General features: G+C 63.1%; 14 protein-coding genes and 1 pseudogene. 6 read left to right on the top strand and 9 right to left on the bottom strand.

Annotated elements, in window-relative coordinates; genetic code table 11:
- Positions 1-25: 25 nt before the first annotated feature.
- Positions 26-631 (top strand): PRC-barrel domain-containing protein, encoded by a 606-nt coding sequence (locus NMA58_RS02490; protein ID WP_183702985.1) that lies wholly within the window; start codon positions 26-28, stop codon positions 629-631.
- Between the two features lie 169 nt (positions 632-800).
- Here the strand turns inward: NMA58_RS02490 and NMA58_RS02485 are convergent, their stop codons facing one another.
- Together NMA58_RS02485 and NMA58_RS02480 are read right to left on the bottom strand one after the other, a co-directional pair.
- On the bottom strand, positions 801-2,165 hold the full coding sequence (locus NMA58_RS02485; RefSeq protein ID WP_434712169.1) for a putative bifunctional diguanylate cyclase/phosphodiesterase: 1,365 nt from the start codon (positions 2,163-2,165) through the stop codon (positions 801-803).
- Positions 2,166-2,303: 138 nt separating this feature from the next.
- Positions 2,304-4,034: a response regulator gene (locus NMA58_RS02480; RefSeq protein WP_434712168.1), complete on the bottom strand. Its 1,731-nt coding sequence runs from the start codon at positions 4,032-4,034 to the stop codon at positions 2,304-2,306.
- 183 nt (positions 4,035-4,217) lie between these two features.
- On the opposite strand from NMA58_RS02480, the gene mutL reads away from it, so the two are divergent.
- Positions 4,218-6,020, top strand: coding sequence for a DNA mismatch repair endonuclease MutL (gene mutL / locus NMA58_RS02475; protein WP_434712167.1), 1,803 nt, complete (start codon positions 4,218-4,220; stop codon positions 6,018-6,020).
- A gap of 67 nt (positions 6,021-6,087) precedes the next feature.
- Complete coding sequence (locus NMA58_RS02470) at positions 6,088-6,318, top strand: DUF2093 domain-containing protein (RefSeq protein ID WP_011424196.1); 231 nt, start codon at positions 6,088-6,090, stop codon at positions 6,316-6,318.
- Here NMA58_RS02470 and lpxK read toward each other — a convergent pair.
- From lpxK to NMA58_RS02440, 6 genes are all read right to left on the bottom strand, one after another.
- Entirely contained in the window at positions 6,315-7,358 is a 1,044-nt protein-coding gene (gene lpxK, locus NMA58_RS02465; RefSeq protein ID WP_434712166.1) for a tetraacyldisaccharide 4'-kinase, read from the bottom strand. The two genes, NMA58_RS02470 and lpxK, sit on opposite strands and share 4 nt — an antisense overlap.
- A gap of 90 nt (positions 7,359-7,448) precedes the next feature.
- Positions 7,449-8,171: an HAD family hydrolase gene (locus tag NMA58_RS02460; protein WP_434712165.1), complete on the bottom strand. Its 723-nt coding sequence runs from the start codon at positions 8,169-8,171 to the stop codon at positions 7,449-7,451.
- A gap of 9 nt (positions 8,172-8,180) precedes the next feature.
- A complete protein-coding gene (waaA, locus tag NMA58_RS02455; RefSeq protein WP_434712164.1) occupies positions 8,181-9,500 on the bottom strand; it encodes a lipid IV(A) 3-deoxy-D-manno-octulosonic acid transferase in 1,320 nt (439 codons plus the stop codon).
- 159 nt (positions 9,501-9,659) lie between these two features.
- A complete protein-coding gene (locus tag NMA58_RS02450; protein ID WP_085777121.1) occupies positions 9,660-9,908 on the bottom strand; it encodes a DUF4170 domain-containing protein in 249 nt (82 codons plus the stop codon).
- 62 nt (positions 9,909-9,970) lie between these two features.
- Positions 9,971-10,780, bottom strand: coding sequence for a 3'(2'),5'-bisphosphate nucleotidase CysQ (locus NMA58_RS02445; RefSeq protein WP_434712163.1), 810 nt, complete (start codon positions 10,778-10,780; stop codon positions 9,971-9,973).
- 25 nt (positions 10,781-10,805) lie between these two features.
- The gene (locus tag NMA58_RS02440; protein WP_097597784.1) at positions 10,806-12,152 is read right to left on the bottom strand and encodes a TldD/PmbA family protein; all 1,347 of its coding nucleotides are present in this window, start codon (positions 12,150-12,152) and stop codon (positions 10,806-10,808) included.
- Between the two features lie 119 nt (positions 12,153-12,271).
- Here NMA58_RS02440 and NMA58_RS02435 point away from each other — a divergent pair, with 119 nt between their 5' ends.
- The 3 genes and pseudogenes from NMA58_RS02435 to NMA58_RS02425 all read left to right on the top strand — a co-directional run bounded on the left by NMA58_RS02435 (position 12,272) and on the right by NMA58_RS02425 (position 15,055).
- Positions 12,272-14,086: a monovalent cation:proton antiporter-2 (CPA2) family protein gene (locus tag NMA58_RS02435; RefSeq protein WP_434712162.1), complete on the top strand. Its 1,815-nt coding sequence runs from the start codon at positions 12,272-12,274 to the stop codon at positions 14,084-14,086.
- 113 nt (positions 14,087-14,199) lie between these two features.
- Positions 14,200-14,571, top strand: coding sequence for a VOC family protein (locus NMA58_RS02430; RefSeq protein WP_085777117.1), 372 nt, complete (start codon positions 14,200-14,202; stop codon positions 14,569-14,571).
- A 3-nt stretch (positions 14,572-14,574) separates the two neighbouring features.
- A pseudogene (locus NMA58_RS02425) lies at positions 14,575-15,055 on the top strand (EVE domain-containing protein).
- Here NMA58_RS02425 and NMA58_RS02420 read toward each other — a convergent pair.
- Entirely contained in the window at positions 15,044-15,925 is an 882-nt protein-coding gene (locus NMA58_RS02420) for a patatin-like phospholipase family protein (RefSeq protein ID WP_097597788.1), read from the bottom strand. The pseudogene NMA58_RS02425 and the gene NMA58_RS02420 overlap by 12 nt on opposite strands.
- Positions 15,926-15,937: the final 12 nt, after the last annotated feature.

The raw sequence follows: 15,937 nt of genomic DNA, 5'->3' as shown, positions 1-15,937 counted from the left end.
CTAGGGAAATGAAAGTAGGTTCGAAATGACACGCAAACTTTTGACGACCGTTGCCGCTGGCGCGCTGTTTGCCACGGCTTTCGCACCGGCGGCATTTTCGCAGACGGCGCCGCAGCCTGCCGATCCCGCCGCGACCAATCAGGCAGCGCCGGCCGATCCGGCTGCCCCCAAGCCCGTCACCCCTGATGTCACTAAGCCCGCGGGCGACGCTGCACAGGCTCCGGCTGCAAAACCGAGCACGGATGTAGCTCAGGGTACCTATCTGACGGAGCAGGCTCCCGACCAGATCAGCGCCAACACTTATATCGGTCAGTCGGTCTACAACGCCAACAATGAAAGCATCGGTAGCATCAACGACCTGATCATGAAGAAAGATGGCGGCATCGTTGCTGCGATAGTCGGCGTGGGCGGCTTCCTCGGCATCGGCGAAAAGGACGTCGCCGTTCCGATCGAAAAAATCACCATCGCCCAGAACACTCAGGACGGCAGTCTCAAGCTGACAACAACCGAAACCGCTGAATCGCTGAAGGCTGCGCCCGAGTTCAAGACATTGGCAATGCAGTCTGCAGAGAAGGCCCCGGCCGCAACCGGTACCGACACGACGGCAACCGGCTCGACCACGCCGAAGTAAACCGCGCGCGGTAGTACAGCGTAGGCGATGGCGCTCCTAGGGGCGCCATTGCTTTTTGCATGTTTCACGCAGTTCACCACGCAAAACCGCTGCGCACGTGCGCTGGTATTGGCTTTTTGCTTTGCGCAATCCCGGACGCAAAACCGCTGCGCACTTTTGCTGGTATTGCTTATGCGCTGACGCGCTCGGCGGGCACCATATCGTAATAGTTCTCGTGCAGGAAGCGCAGCGTGGCGATGCCATCGGCCGGGCGGCCGAAATGGTAGCCCTGGCCCATGCCGCAGCCGAGCGTGCGCAGCTTCACGGCTTCGGCATAATCCTCGATGCCTTCGGCCACGACTTCCAGTTCCAGGCCTTCGCACATGGAAAGGATCGCCTTGATGATGTGTTCGGAGGCGCGGTCGGAATTGATGCGCGAGACGAAGGCGCGGTCGATCTTGATCTTGTCGAAGATGAAGTCGCGCAGACGACCGAGGCTCGACTGGCCCGTGCCGAAGTCGTCGAGCGAGATGCGAACGCCGGCTGCACGCAGATCGGCAATGATGCGGTGGGCGGTGTCGGCCGAACCCATCACCGCCGTCTCGGTGATTTCCAGTTCCAGGCGGTGCGGATCGAAGCCGACCCGGCCGAGGATCGACAGGATGCTGCCGCTCGTGCCGGGGTCCATCAGCTGCGCCGAAGAGAGATTGAACGACAGAAAGAGTTCACGCGGCCAGGACAAGGCTGCTTCAGCAGCCTTGCGAAGCAGGGCCTCCGACAGCGCGTCGATGAAACCACGCTCTTCGGCGAGCGGCACGAAGACGCCGGGCGCCACGAAACCGAGATCGGGATCGTTCCAGCGGGCGAGCGCCTCGAAGCCGACGACCTGATTGTTGGCGAGCGAGACGATCGGCTGGAAGTGAACGTCGATGGCGTCCGTGATGATGGCGTTTCTGAGCGCCTGCTCCAGCTGTGTTGCGCGCTTCATCTCCTGCGCGATTTCCCGCGAATAGACGGTGATCTGGCCGCGACCGCGGCGCTTGGAGCGATAGAGGGCGGTGTCGGCGCTCTTTAGCAGTTCTTCGCAGTCCTCGCCGGCGAAGGGGTAGATGGCAAAGCCGAAGGAGGCGGAGAGGCGAACGTTGCGGTCGCCGAGATCATAGGGCGCCGACAGCACCTCGCGGATCATCTGGCCGAACTTCTCGGCGCTCGCCCTTTCGAAAATCAACGGCAGCACGAAGGCGAATTCGTCGCCGTCGTGGCGGGTGACCAGCGCGCCGTCCGGAATGCAGGCCCTCAGCCGATGGGCGACCTGGCAGAGGATCTCATCGCCGGCCGAGGAGCCGAAGAGATCGTTGATCGGCTTGAAGCTGTCGAGATTGGCGATGCCGATGGTGAAAGGGGCCGGATCGCTGGCACGTTCGGCGGAGATCTGCAGGACCTTTTCGCGCATGCGATTGCGATTTCCCAATCCGGTCAGCGGATCGGTATAGGCCATCGCTTGAAGCTCATTGTGACTCACGGTCAAGGAAGCCGTTTCCGCCGATTTCATCATCCAAATCCGAGCTTTCCTCCGCAGCCGGGCAAAGAATGACCGGGATTTCTTAACAATTCGCTAGTAAATCAGCGGCGTCGGCAGCCTGATTCGCCCCAAAATTGGGGAATTGACGACACGCGCCGCCGGATACCGGTATCATCCGCTCGCTCGGACCCGTGTGGCGTCTTCCATCAGGTATTTCTGGAATATCGTCTCGAGCATGTCGGGGCTGACGGGTTTCATGATGACGTCGTCCATGCCTGATTTGGCGCATTCGGCGCGATCGCGCTCGAAGGCCTGCGTGAGCACGCCGATGATCGGGGTGCGGGCTGCGCCGCCGGCTTCCTCCATCTGGCGGATCAGGCGCGCGGCCTCGAAGCCGTTGAAGCCCGGCAGCGAAATGTCCATCATCACCACGCCGGGCCGGTGTTCGGCCCAGAGGCGCACGACCTCGTCGCCGGTCGCCGCGATCATATGACGATAGCCGAGGCCCTCGAGGATCTGTGAAAACACGATCTGGTTGATATCGTTGTCTTCGGCGACGAGAACCTGCAGGCCGGCCGTATCGTCGGAAGTACTGATTTCCCAATCCGCGTCCGCCCCGTCACCGCTATTGCGGCTGTTGCGATTGAAATGACGGGCGATCTGGAAGGTGAGCTCGTTGGCGATCTGAAAGCCGTCCATGACGAGCGCCGGGATGCCGTATTGCTCGGAAAGCTCGAGGCAGCGCATGCCCATCTGGTTGTCGATGATCAAGAGATCGAGCGAAATGCCGGAGGAGGTGGCGATTTCCAGGAACCGCTCCTCTTCATCCTCACCACGCACCGAGCAGGATTCGAAACCATATTTCGACAGCGTCCGCAGAGCGGCGGCCTCGGCGGCAAGGTCGGCGGTGACGACGAGGATCTTGCGGCCGGAGAAATTCTCCGGAACGATCGCCTCCATCGCCGCCGGCTCGCGGCGCTCCACAGCGCTCGGCACCGGCACATAGGCGCGGCGATAACTCTGGTTGGCGGAGGCGGTGATCGCCGAGGCGCGATCGAACTCCTCGAGATCGGCACCGTCGCGCGGCAGGTCCTGCATGGTCGACACCAGGAAATAGCGGCCGGGCTTGCCGATGCGATGCTTGCGGCTGACGATGTCGCGCTCGATGCCGTCGCGGGAGATCTGCCGCTGGCGGGAGATCGACATTTCGCCGGTCTCCAGCACATGACGATCGCTTTCTTCGAAGCGCTTGGCGATCTCGGGTGAGAAGAGATCGCCGCTCTTGCGCCCGAGCACCTCGTCGGCGCTCCTCTGATATTTCTCGCAAAAGGCGAGGTTCACCGCAACATAGGTGAGGTTGCGATCCTTGACGAAAAGCGGGAACGGCAGGTTATCGAGAATGTCTTCGGTGAGCTGCACCCGTTCCAGGTCCGAGCGCCACTGCGCCTCGCGCTTCTTGTCCTCGGAGATATCGGAAACGACGGTTACGCCGTAACCGCTCGGCAGCCTGCGCTTGACGAAGCGGACCCAGCTGTCGGCGCCATGTCGCTCGGCGGATTCGAAGCGCTCGCGCCAATGCGAGGCGATTTTCTGCGACAGCCAGTCCTCGCGGCTCATCGAGCCGCTCTGCCTGATATCATATTGCTGGCGAACGCCGGTATCGTAGATCGCGCCCAGGAAATCGCGCAGCCGGATGCCCGGCTTCAGCATCTCGGGCGGCAAGGGGAAGAATTCGAGAATCTGGCGGCTTGCGAAAATCAGATGATCGTTCTTGTCGTAGATGATGAACGCTGCCGAAAGGCTGTCGCACACCGCATCGAAGAGCGCCGTCTGCAGATCGGCCCCGGCGAGCGTCCCGTCGGTCTCTGATGATGTGTCCGCCTTTTCGAAGCCGGCACTCATTCCATTTCGTCCCACATCTGTTCGATTTCGCGGCTTCTGGAGGTGTGTGATTAAAAATGCCATTTTTCTGTTAAAACCGGCTTAACACTACCGATCCCCGAATGCGGGGGAGCCGCGGATCACAGTTCCACCAAGCGATCGGAAACCCCTTCCCTCCCGCCCGCGAATCCTCGAAAATAGCTCATGGCCATCAGACAGCTTTCCGAAACGCTCATCAACCAGATCGCCGCCGGCGAAGTCATCGAACGGCCGGCGAGCGCTGCCAAGGAATTGATCGAGAACGCGCTGGATGCCGGAGCGACGCGCATCGAGATCGCCACGGCAGGCGGCGGCAAGGCGCTGCTGCGGGTCAGCGATAACGGCTGCGGCATGGACGCGGCCGATCTGGAACTGGCGATCAGGCGCCACTGCACCTCGAAGATCTCCGAAACGCTCGAGGATATTAGAACGCTCGGCTTCCGCGGCGAGGCACTGCCTTCGATCGGGTCCGTGGCGAGGCTCAGCATCGCAAGCCGCAAGCGCGACAGCGCCGGCGGCCACGAGATCGCCGTTGCCGGCGGCAAGGTCTTGCATCTGAGGCCGGCCGCCGCCAATCCCGGCACGATCGTCGAAGTCCGCGACCTGTTCTTCGCCACGCCGGCGCGGCTCAAATTCCTGAAGACGGAAAAGGCCGAGGCGGGTGCGATTACCGAGATCGTCAAACGCATGGCGATCGCTTTTCCCGCCGTGCGCTTCGTGCTGTCCGGCTCCGACCGTGCGACGCTCGAATTTCCGGCAACGGGCGACGATCATCTGGCGCGCATGGCGCAGGTGCTCGGCAAAGACTTCAGCGACAACGCCATTGCGCTCGACGCCGTACGCGAGGAGATCACGCTGACCGGCTTTGCCGGCGTGCCGACCTTCAATCGCGGCAACTCCGCCCATCAATATGCCTTCGTCAACGGCCGCCCGGTGCAGGACAAGCTGATCCTGTCGGCGATCCGCGGCGCCTATGCCGAGACGATCCCGTCCGGGCGCTATCCGGTGGCGGTGCTGTCGATCGCTCTCGATCCGGCCTTCGTCGACGTCAACGTGCATCCGGCCAAATCCGACGTGCGGTTCCGCGACCCAGGCCTGGTGCGCGGCCTGATCGTCGGCGCCATTCGCGAGGCGCTCGCGCGCGACGGCAGCCGGGCGGCAACGACCGGCGCGAGCGATATGCTGCGCGCCTTCCGCCCCGGTTTCCAGCCCTTTGCCCAACGCTCGCAGGCGCCATGGTCGGCGGAGACCTCGCCCTCCCGCCCCTATCAGCCAGCAACGGGTTTCAGCGAACGATCCCAAGCCGCTTTCGACGGACTTTCGATGCCGACAGCGCGGGCCGAGACGCAGTCTTCGCCACAGCCTGCTGCGCCTGAACCGGCCGGGCGTTATCCGCTCGGCGCGGCGCGGGCCCAGATCCACGCCAATTATATTGTTGCCCAGACCGAGGACGGGCTCGTCATCGTCGACCAGCATGCGGCGCATGAGCGGCTGGTGTTCGAAGCGATGCGCAAGGCGCTGCATTCAAAGCGGCTGGCCTCGCAGGTGCTGCTGATCCCCGAGATCGTCGACATTCCGGAGGAGGATTGCGACCGGCTGATGCAACATGCGGCAGAGTTTGCCGAGCTCGGTCTGGCGATCGAGCGCTTCGGTCCCGGGGCGATCGCGGTGCGCGAAACGCCGGCCATGCTCGGCGAGGTCGACGTCCATGGCCTGATCCGCCAGCTCGCCGACGAGATTGCCGAATGGGATACGGCGTCGGGCCTGTCGGCCAAGCTCGAATATGTGGCGGCGACCATGGCCTGCCATGGATCGGTTCGCTCCGGCCGGCGGCTGCGGCCGGAGGAAATGAACGCGCTGCTGAGGGAAATGGAAGTGACGCCCGGCTCCGGCCAGTGCAATCACGGCCGGCCGACCTATATCGAATTGAAGCTCAGCGACATTGAGCGGCTTTTCGGCAGAAGCTGAAAAAGCTGGCAAAGCCGCCTTTGCGGGAGTATGGCAGACGGATGACAAGTTGCAGGGAACGGAGCGCATGAATTTGTTCGAAGGGCACGGAAACCGCGAGGCGAAGATCCGTTATCTCGACGGCGATTTCCAGATTCTCTCGCCCGGCTCCTATGTCGTCTGTGCGATGACCGGAAAAAACATCCCGCTCGACGAACTGCGCTACTGGAGCGTCGCCCGCCAGGAGCCCTATGCCGACGTTATTTCTGCAATCGAAGCCGACAAACGTGCCGGCATGCTGCCGAACCAGCGGCGTTAGCTCTTAACTTTCATTTCCCTTAAACGCCGCTCGCGACAGGCGACGATCGCCCGGTCGATGATCAGGCTCGGGGCGAGATGATCCTCGAAGACCATGTCGACTTCGATCACCCGGCATTTTTTCGCCAGTTGCTCCGCCTTGCCGTGATGGCCGGAGAGACGAACGAAATCCTTTGACGTGGTGACAATCAGGAGATCCTGGCGTTCGGCGGTCGTCAGGATGTCGTCGATCTCCTCCTCGGTCAGATGCTCGTGGTCGCCGAAGCTCTTGGCGAGGGCTATTTCGGCGCCGCGCGATTCGACGGTGCGGAAGAATTTGGCGGGATCGGCGATGCCAGCGAAGGCGAGCACTTTGATGCCGGCAAGCCGGTCGTCGCCGCGCACCTTCAGCGATGCGGTGAAATAGGGCTTTGCCGCGCGTGCCGCCATGCGGACGATCGCGTCGGCAGCATTGCCGCCGCCGACCTTCAGCAGCGCCGTCGCCGAACGCAGCTGCTGGCGGATCGGCGCACGGACCGGGCCGGCCGGCACGATATGGCCATTGCCAAGGCCGCGCGTCGCGTCGATGACGAGCAGCGCATAGTCAATCGCCAGCCGGGCGCTCTGAAAACCATCATCCATGATGATGAGATCGGCGCCTTCCGCCACCAGACGCCGAGCACCATCGACGCGCCGGCGGGAAATCACCGTCAGCGCCTCCTGGGCGAGCAACAGCGGTTCATCGCCGACGGCGACCGCCCGGTGATGATGGGGATCGACCACGGTCGTCACGTCGAGCGAGCCGCCGTAACCTCTGCTGAGAAAGCCCGGTTTCAGGCCTTTCGCCTTGGCGGCGCGGGCGAGCGTCAACGCCGTCGGCGTCTTGCCGGCGCCGCCGACTGTGAAATTGCCGACGCAGATGACTGGAACGGAAACCGAGGCGCGGCGCGCATGGACCATGCGATGGCCGGCGACACGGCCGTAGACAAAGGAAAGCGGCGCCAGCAGCCAGGCCCGCCAATCGGCTTTCCTCCACCAGAACGGCGGCGCTTCTGAAATCATTTTGCCGTCCCGCTCCCCGCCGGCCAGAGAATTTCGTCTTCCCGGCCGGATTGAGAGATTAAAATCGATGAAAATGCAAGCCTTTACCGATCAGGCCGGCTGCAGATCAGGCAGCAGCGTCTCAAGGGCGGTGATATTGTCGAGCACATGATCGGCAGCCGCAGCAAGTGAATCGCGCGAGCCGGTTCCCGTCAACACGGCGATCCTCAGTCCCGCGCCGGCATTTAGACCCATGTGCAGATCGTGATTGTTGTCGCCGACCATGGCGACCTCTTCAGGCAGAAGACCGGTCGCAGCGCAGAAGCCGAGCACCATGCCCGGCTCCGGCTTGACGCCGAAGCCGCTGTCGTAGCCGGCGATATAATCGACATAGTGGGCGAAACCGAAGCGCTCCGCCGTCTGGCGGATGGAGCGCTCATTGTCGCTGGAGGCGACACCGAGCTTGAAACCGCGCCGATGCAGCCTTGCGAAGAAGCCGGCAAGGTCGGTCACCGGCACGGAAAATTCAGCGGCGCCGGAAAAGAGATCGTCGAGACGGATCGTCAATTCGTCGATGTCGACCATCGACCCGGCGGCGACGAGTCCCTCGGCGATCTGCCTTGTATTGCCGGCGGCGAGCAGGCTGTCGGGGACGATATGGCCGCTCACCGGATCCATGCCGCAGGCGAACAGCAGCCGGTCGGCCAAAAGCGGGTCGCCCTCAGCGGCGATGCGGGCAAGCTCGCGATTGACCGGCAGCCAGCTCTCATCATAGTCGAGCAGCGTGCCGTCCTTGTCGAAGAGGATGCCTTTGATATGCGCCGGGCCGGACATCGCGTCTCCTCAAACCTGGGCTGCGGTCCTGGGCAGCAAACGCGCCTTGACCGTCAGCGGATTGATATAGGGTTCGAGCCCCTTCACCGTCGCCGACAGTGCGCCGCGCATCTCGTGCACGGTGGCGACGCCGGCCTCGATCATGTTACGGCGGGCTTCATCGTTGATCAGCAGGTAATGCACGCCCTTGGCCAGCATTTCGGTATCGCGCACCATTCGGGCGCTGCCGCTGCGGGCGAGCTTCTGATAGGCCTCGCGGAAATTCTGCACATTGCCGCCGGAGAGGATGGCGCAGCCGAGCATGGCAGGCTCCAGCGGGTTCTGACCACCCTCGGCAAAGAGCGAGCGGCCGACGAAGGCGATTTCGGTCAGACGGAGATAAAGCCCCATTTCGCCGATCGTATCGCCGAGAAAGATATCGACATCGGCGGAGAGGACATCGTCGCGGGTCCGGCGGGCGACTTTCAGCCCCTGCTTGACGAGCGCCGCCTCGATCTCGTCGCTGCGCTCGGGATGGCGGGGCACGATGATCGTCAATTGACGATCGCGCTCCTTCAGGGCGCGATGGACGATGCCGGCGGCATTTTCCTCGCCGTCAAAGGTGGAGATCGCCGCCCAGGTCTTGCGATCGCCGATCTGCTTCTTGTAGCGGGCGAAGACAGCGCTGTCATAAGGCGGCGCATCGGTATCGACCTTCAGATTGCCCGAGGTTATGACGGGAACGGCACCGAGATCGCGAAACCGCTCGGCATCGACATCGGATTGGGCGATGACGAGAGCGAGGTTCTCGAACAAGGCCTCAGCAATCGAGGGGCGGCCGCGCCAACGGGCAAAGGAGCGGTCCGACATGCGGGCATTGACCAGGATTTGCGGAATGCGGCGACGGCCGAGTTCCAGCACCGTCGCCGGCCAGATTTCGGATTCGGCGATGATCGCGCAATCGGGCTGCCAATAATCGAGGAAGCGGCTGACGGATGGCTTCAGATCCAGCGGCACATATTGATGGATCGCCTCCTGGCCGAGGCGCTCGGCGGCGAGCCTGGCGGAGGTGATGGTGCCGGTGGTTAGGATGACATGAATGTCGCGGCGGCGAATTTCGCGGATCAGCGGTATGACCGCATTGGTTTCGCCGACACTTGCGGCGTGGAACCAGACGAGCGGACCCTGGGGCCGATTAGCGCTCGGATAGCCGAAGCGTTCCAGGCGGCGCGCACGGTCTTCCTTGCCCTTGGCCGTGCGGTAGGTCAGATAGAGGCCGACGACCGGGGAAGCCACGGTCCCCGCCAGACGGTATGTGCTCAGACCGAGCCGCGCCATCCGGGAGCTCATCGCGCCAGCCTCCGACCCAAGACGATCGACATCAAACCCATTCCCTTATTATCGTTGCGGCCGGAATGGCCGATCAATTTGTTCAGAATGCGTCAAACGATCCGGATCGACGGGCGCCCGATGCACGAAGGCCCGTTCGGCTGGCTGCGGCTGCCGAGGTCAGTTGCCCCCAGCCTTTTGCTGCGGATCGAGCAGACGGTGCATGTGGACGATGAAATAGCGCATATGTGCGTTGTCGACCGTCTGCTGCGCTTTCGCCTTCCAGGCCGTCAGCGCCGAGGCATAGTCGGGAAAAATGCCGACGATATCGAGGCCGTCCAGATCACGGAACTGGACATCTTCGAGGCTTTCGAGTTCGCCGCCGAAAACGAGGTGCAAAAGCTGTTTCTTGTCACCGGAGTCAGTCATTTTCTTGTTCTCTTTCTGCCTAGTTCCTCCGCCACCTCATCTGCGGGATTTTGACGGAAACGTCAACTGTCTCGTCGCCCGGCGAAGGCCGCGAGGAACTCATCAATACGGGGCGCCGGCGCCGCACAGAGGACCTTATGGGTGACGTCGGCCCTGTTATAGACGATGGACTTGCCGTCGAGGTCTACAAGCCCGCCGCCGGCGCAAGCCAGAACGAGATCGGCGGCGGCAAGGTCCCAGTCATGCGAATTGCCCTTGACGAAGGTGGCTTCCAGACGGCCGTCTGCCACCATGGCGATGCGATAGGCCAGCGAGGGGACATATTTTTCGCGTCTCACCCGGTGACGGAACGCCGGCGGAAAGGTCTTCAACAGGTCTTCGCCGATCGCAAGCCGGCTCAACTCGTCCGGCCCGGCGGCGGAAACGGTGAAGGGCGTGCCGTTCTTCAGCGCCACGCCGCCGTCGACGGCCTCGTAGAGCTCTTCGAGCGCCGGTGCATAGAGCACGCCGGCAACCGGGCGGCCGCGATGCACGACCGCGACGCTGACACACCAGACTTGCTGCCCGCCGAGGAAGGCGCGCGTGCCGTCGATCGGATCGACGATGAAAAGCGTCTCGCGCGACAGGCGGTCTTCATCGTCCTCGGTTTCCTCAGACAGCCAGCCATAATCCGGCCGCGCCTTACGCAGGATCGTTTCAAGCGTCTTATTGGCGGCGAAATCGGCGGCGCTGACTGGAGAGCGGTCGCCGTTCTTCCACCAGACCTCGGGAGACTGGTTGAAGAAGCCGTAGGCGACCGCGCCGGCCTCCTTCGCAGCATCGGCGATCAAGGCGAGATCGCTCTGCCAGCGCAGCTTTTCCCTATCGCTCATCCCGTCATTCCATTCCTGCCCGTTTTTACTGCCCGGCGAGCGTCATGCCTTCGATCGCGAGGGTCGGAGCCGCGACGCCGAACTTGCGGTCGATGTCGTTTGCCGGCGTCAGGCGCATGAACATCTCCTTGAGGTTCGAGGCGATCGTCACCTCGGATACCGGGAAAGTGAGTTCGCCGTTCTCGATCCAGAAGCCGGTGGCGCCGCGGCTGTATTCGCCGGTGATCATGTTGACGCCGTGGCCGATTAGTTCGGTGACGTAAAAACCGTTGCCGATGCTGCGGATCAGTTCCTCCGGCGAGATCTCGCCCGGCTCCAAGGCGAGGTTGGTGGAAGACGGCGTGACGGCGCTGCCGCCGCGCACGCCGCGGCCATTAGTCTGCAGGCCGAGCTCGCGGGCCGTCGAGGCCGAGAGGAACCAGTGCTTCAGGACACCGTCTTCGATCATGACAAGCCGCTCGCCGGACACGCCCTCACCGTCGAAGGGACGCGAGGAAGGCCCGCGCACGATCAGAGGATCGTCGGTGATCGAAAGGCCCGACTTCAGCACCTGCTGACCCATCCTGTCACGCAGGAAGCTGGTCTTTCGGGCGACGGCGGCACCGTTGATCGCACCGGCGATATGGCCGACAAAACCACGGGCGACGCGCGGATCGAAGACGACGGTGACGTTCTTGCCGGTCGGCACCTGGCGCGGATTGACGCGCTTGACCACCCGTTCGCCGGCGCGGCGGCCGATTTCGGCGGGATCGTCGAGCTCGGCGTAATAAAGCCGGCTGTCGAAATCATAGTCGCGCTCCATGCCCGTGCCTTCGCCTGCGATGACGCTGACGGAATTGCCGAAACGGGAGGCCATGTAGCTGCCTTGGAAACCGTGCGACGTGGCGAGAACAAGACCGCCCATGCCGGCCGACGCGCCGGCGCCGGAGGAATTGGTGACGCCCTTGACCGCAAGTGCGGCCGCCTCGGCGGCAAGAGCCGCCTCGCGCAGCATCTCGGAGGACACGTCGGTGGCATCGAGCAATTGCAGGTCGGGATAGGACTTGGCAAGGTTCGCCTCGTCCGCCAGGCATGCGAAGGGGTCTTCCGGGGAAACCTTGGCCATGGCGACGGCACGCTCGGCCAGCGCCTGGAGATCGAAGCCCGGATTGGCCGAAACGCTGGCGACGCGCTGGCCGATGAAGACGCGCAGCGAAAAATCGTCGCTTTCCGACAATTCCGTCCCCTCGACCTTGCCAAGCCGGACGCTGACGGATTGCGAGCGAGAGCGAACGACCACGGCGTCGGCAGCGTCGGCCCCTGCCTTCCTTGCCAGATCGATCAATTGACTTGCGCGGGAAAGAAGTGTCGAAGAATCGATTTCAGAGGACATGATTTGGCCTTTCCTTCGGCTTCCATTTATTGTGCACTCTCCCTGGCATCAAGGCCGCCGCCGCCGATTCTTTGCCGGGGCTGCCAGGATGTTTCCCGCCGTCGAAAGAAATTGCCAGCATGTCAGCGCCCAACGACCTTTTCTCCGAAACGATCCTGCTGCTCGGCGGCGCGGTGGTCGCCGCTCCGATCTTCAAGAAGCTGGGGCTTGGCACGGTGCTCGGTTATCTCGCCGCCGGCATCGTCATCGGCCCGGTCTTCCACGGCATCACCGACGGCGAACAGATCCTTGCCGTCGCCGAGCTCGGCGTCGTCTTCCTGCTCTTCATCATCGGCCTGGAGCTGAAGCCAAGCCGCCTCTGGCAGATGCGGCGCGACATCTTCGGCCTCGGCACGGCGCAGGTGGTGGTGACAGGGCTGGCGCTGACCGCGCTCGCCTGGTTTTCTGAAATTCTCGATTGGCGCGGCAGCATCGTCGCCGGCTTCGGCCTGGCCCTGTCCTCGACGGCCTTCGCCATGCAGATCCTTGAGGGCGATGGCGACGTCAACACGAGATACGGGCAGCGCTCCTTCTCGATGCTGCTGTTCCAGGACCTGGCGATCGTGCCGCTGCTCGCGCTGATCACCGTTCTCGACGGCAGCGGCAAGGGCAGCAATACGCCGCTCACCGATTTTGCCGTGGCCGTCGGCGCCGTGGCGGCGATGATCGTCACCGGGCGTTATCTACTAACGCCGCTCTTCCAGATCATCGCCCGCACAGGGGCCCGCGAGGCCATGATCGCGGCCGCCCTTTTTGTCGTCATGGGATCGGCAAGCCTGATGCAGCTTGCCGGACTATCGATGGCGATGGGCGCCTTCCTCTCGGGGGTGATGCTGGCCGAATCCTCCTACCGGCACGAGTTGGAGGCCGACATCGAGCCTTTCCGCGGCGTGCTGCTCGCCATCTTCTTCATCGCCGTCGGCCTGTCGCTGGAGCTGGACGTTCTCGTCGACAATGCGCTCTTCGTCATCGTCACGGTGCCGATCGTCATGGCCGTCAAGGCGATTATCATCTATGGTCTCTGCCGGATATCGGGATCTCCGCACAATGACGCGATCCGCATCGCCTTCCTCTTGCCGCAAGGCGGCGAATTCGGCTTCGTGCTGTTCACCACTGCGGGCGTCGTCGGCTTGATGTCGACGAGCACGGCATCGCTGCTGGTGGCGATCGTCACGCTGTCCATGGCGCTGACGCCGATCGGCGCGGCGCTGTCGAAGCGGCTGCTCAACGGCGATGAACAGGAAGAGCTCGACGAGGATTTCGAAGGTGCGGGCGCCGACGTGCTGATGGTCGGCTTCTCACGTTTCGGCCAGATCGCCGCCCAGATCCTGCTTGCCGGCGGGCGCAGCGTCACCGTCATCGACTTTTCCGCCGACCGCATCCGCCAGGCCTCCTCCTTCGGCTTCCGCATTTATTTCGGCGACGGCACCCGCAAGGACGTGCTGCGCTCGGCCGGGATCGACCGGGCGAAGATCGTGCTCGTCTGCACACAGAAGAAGGAGATCACTGACAAGGTGGTCGAACTGGTGCAAGCGGACTATCCGCAGACGCGCCTTTACGTACGCTCCTATGACCGAATCCATTCGATCGAACTGCGCAACAAGGGGATTGATTACGAGCTGCGCGAAACGCTGGAATCGGGCCTGCTGTTTGGACGGCGGACGCTGGAGGCGCTCGGCGTCTCGGAGGTCGATGCCTATGAAATCGGCGAGGATATCCGCAAGCGCGACGAGGCGCGGCTGGTGCTGCAGGTCTCCGAAGGGCTGCAGGCGGGGCGCGACATGCTGTTTTCCCACCCGGTGCGGCCCGAACCGCTGGTCAAGCCGAAGCGCACGGCCGATCCTTTCGAGGACGATCCGCTGGCGGGAGTCGCGAATGCGGTGGCGGACGCATAAACCTGTTGCCGGAGCTGCGACGGTCGAGCAGTTCGAAAACAGTGGGGCTACTGCCAGAATCTGTCAGCATGTCTCTCTAAATATTCTCCTGCCCGACATACAGGAGGTTTATCGTGTTCGACAGCAACAGCATTCTACTTTTCGTAACCGACGCGCCGAAGAGCGCCAGCTTTTATGCGCGGCTGCTCGGGCAAGATCCTGTGGAGGCCAGCCCGACCTTCGCAATGTTCATTCTGCCTTCGGGCCTGGCGCTCGGACTGTGGGGCCGGACGGGCGTCCAGCCGGCGCCGGCTGCTGCGGGCGGCGGCTGCGAGGTCGGTTTCAAGGTCGCGACAGCGGACATGGTCGATAGGCTCCATATCGAATGGCAGGGCAAGAGCGCGGCGATCCTTCTGCCGCCGACCGACCTCGATTTCGGCCGCAGCTTTGTTGCTGCCGATCCCGACGGGCATCGCTTGCGCGTCTACAACGTCGCGGAGGACTGAACCATGTCCCGCAGCTGGATTGCCGTGGCATCAGCAAACCACGTCCGCATCGGGCGCGCAGCCGGGTTCATGCAAGTCTGTCACGGCAAGGCCGCTCCGCTCAAGCGGAGCGCGCCAGGGGACCGCGTGATTTACTATTCGCCGACTGAAACGTTTGGCGGCAAGGATCGCCTGCAGGCGTTCACGGCCATCGGCGTGGTCGAGGAAACGGCGGCATATCAAGTGGAGGCTCACCCCGGCTTCCGCCCTTGGAGGCGGGATGTCGTCTGGTGGCGGGCCATTGAAACGCCCATCCGTGCCGCTGCTCGATCGGCTATCTTTCACGAGCGATCGGACAGGCTGGGGCTATCGACTGCGCTTTGGTCTCTTCCAAATCGACAATGACGATGCCGAGCTCATAGCCGAAGCGATGCTCGCTGAACCGCTGGCGCATGTCTCGCGGACGCCGGCAACGGTGCCCGTGCAAGGTTCCTTAGCGTTTTAGCCGCGCTTCGATCTCGCGGTCGAGGGCGAATTTCAGATCGTCCTTTACGCCGACGGACATGGCCAGCACTTCGCGAGCCTTGAGGAAATCCATCACGCCGGTGCGGCCGACCGTCGGGCGCAGGAAGATGTGCGGCTGGCAAAGCTTCAGCTTCAGGGAGATCGCCGTCTGCATCATCAGCTGTCCGGAACCGAAGATGCTCTCCATGCGGTTCGGGATGTGGGTGCCGTCGCCCTCGGGAGCGCCGACGACATCGACGCCGACGACGATGTCGGCAAGATCCATCAGGCACTCATAAGGCACAGGATTGCTGATGCCGCCATCGATCATCACGCGGCCGCGCAGGCGCACCGGCATGAAAACGGCGGGGATGGAGGACGAGGCGGCCAGTGCGGGAAACAGCTCGCCCTCTTCGATGATCACCTCGTTCTGCCCGTAATAATCCGTGGTGATGACCTTCATCGGCACCAGCAGATCTTCAAATCGGGCCGGCAGCTCCGACGGCAGAAAAGCTTTCAGGATCCGTTCCAGATTGAACTGGCCGATGCGGATGCCCTTGGCCACCGCATCGCGCACTGTCGTCGGCCTCATGCCCCAGATGCGGGCAACGACGGCGGTCTTGTTGCCGACGGTTGCCAGCGCATGTTCACGGATTTCGGCGCCGGACATGCCGGCGGCCATGCCCGCCCCCATGATCGCGCCGATCGACGAACCTGCAATCGCCACCGGGCGGATGCCGAGTTCGTCGAGGGTTTCGATGATGTGGATATGGGACAGGCCGCGTGCGCCGCCGCCGCCGAAGGCGACAGCGACCGTCGGCAAATCGCTGATCGCAGGCAGTTTCGGACTGATGATCTCTGCCTGCTGCACGCCCCGCCCCTG

Origin of the sequence: Rhizobium sp. YTUHZ045 (assembly GCF_051124255.1) — a bacterium.
GTDB lineage: Bacteria > Pseudomonadota > Alphaproteobacteria > Rhizobiales > Rhizobiaceae > Rhizobium.
The sequence above is the reverse complement of the archived record's forward strand: the minus strand, read 5'-3'. Positions and strand labels throughout refer to the sequence as shown.

What these genes read in the sequence shown, in the direction of transcription:
- NMA58_RS02490 (WP_183702985.1), top strand. Translation starts at nt 26, where the DNA reads ATGACACGCAAACTTTTGACGACCGTTGCCGCTGGCGCGCTGTTTGCC.
- NMA58_RS02485 (WP_434712169.1), bottom strand. Translation starts at nt 2,165, where the DNA reads ATGATGAAATCGGCGGAAACGGCTTCCTTGACCGTGAGTCACAATGAG.
- NMA58_RS02480 (WP_434712168.1), bottom strand. Translation starts at nt 4,034, where the DNA reads ATGAGTGCCGGCTTCGAAAAGGCGGACACATCATCAGAGACCGACGGG.
- mutL (WP_434712167.1), top strand. Translation starts at nt 4,218, where the DNA reads ATGGCCATCAGACAGCTTTCCGAAACGCTCATCAACCAGATCGCCGCC.
- NMA58_RS02470 (WP_011424196.1), top strand. Translation starts at nt 6,088, where the DNA reads ATGAATTTGTTCGAAGGGCACGGAAACCGCGAGGCGAAGATCCGTTAT.
- lpxK (WP_434712166.1), bottom strand. Translation starts at nt 7,358, where the DNA reads ATGATTTCAGAAGCGCCGCCGTTCTGGTGGAGGAAAGCCGATTGGCGG.
- NMA58_RS02460 (WP_434712165.1), bottom strand. Translation starts at nt 8,171, where the DNA reads ATGTCCGGCCCGGCGCATATCAAAGGCATCCTCTTCGACAAGGACGGC.
- waaA (WP_434712164.1), bottom strand. Translation starts at nt 9,500, where the DNA reads ATGAGCTCCCGGATGGCGCGGCTCGGTCTGAGCACATACCGTCTGGCG.
- NMA58_RS02450 (WP_085777121.1), bottom strand. Translation starts at nt 9,908, where the DNA reads ATGACTGACTCCGGTGACAAGAAACAGCTTTTGCACCTCGTTTTCGGC.
- NMA58_RS02445 (WP_434712163.1), bottom strand. Translation starts at nt 10,780, where the DNA reads ATGAGCGATAGGGAAAAGCTGCGCTGGCAGAGCGATCTCGCCTTGATC.
- NMA58_RS02440 (WP_097597784.1), bottom strand. Translation starts at nt 12,152, where the DNA reads ATGTCCTCTGAAATCGATTCTTCGACACTTCTTTCCCGCGCAAGTCAA.
- NMA58_RS02435 (WP_434712162.1), top strand. Translation starts at nt 12,272, where the DNA reads ATGTCAGCGCCCAACGACCTTTTCTCCGAAACGATCCTGCTGCTCGGC.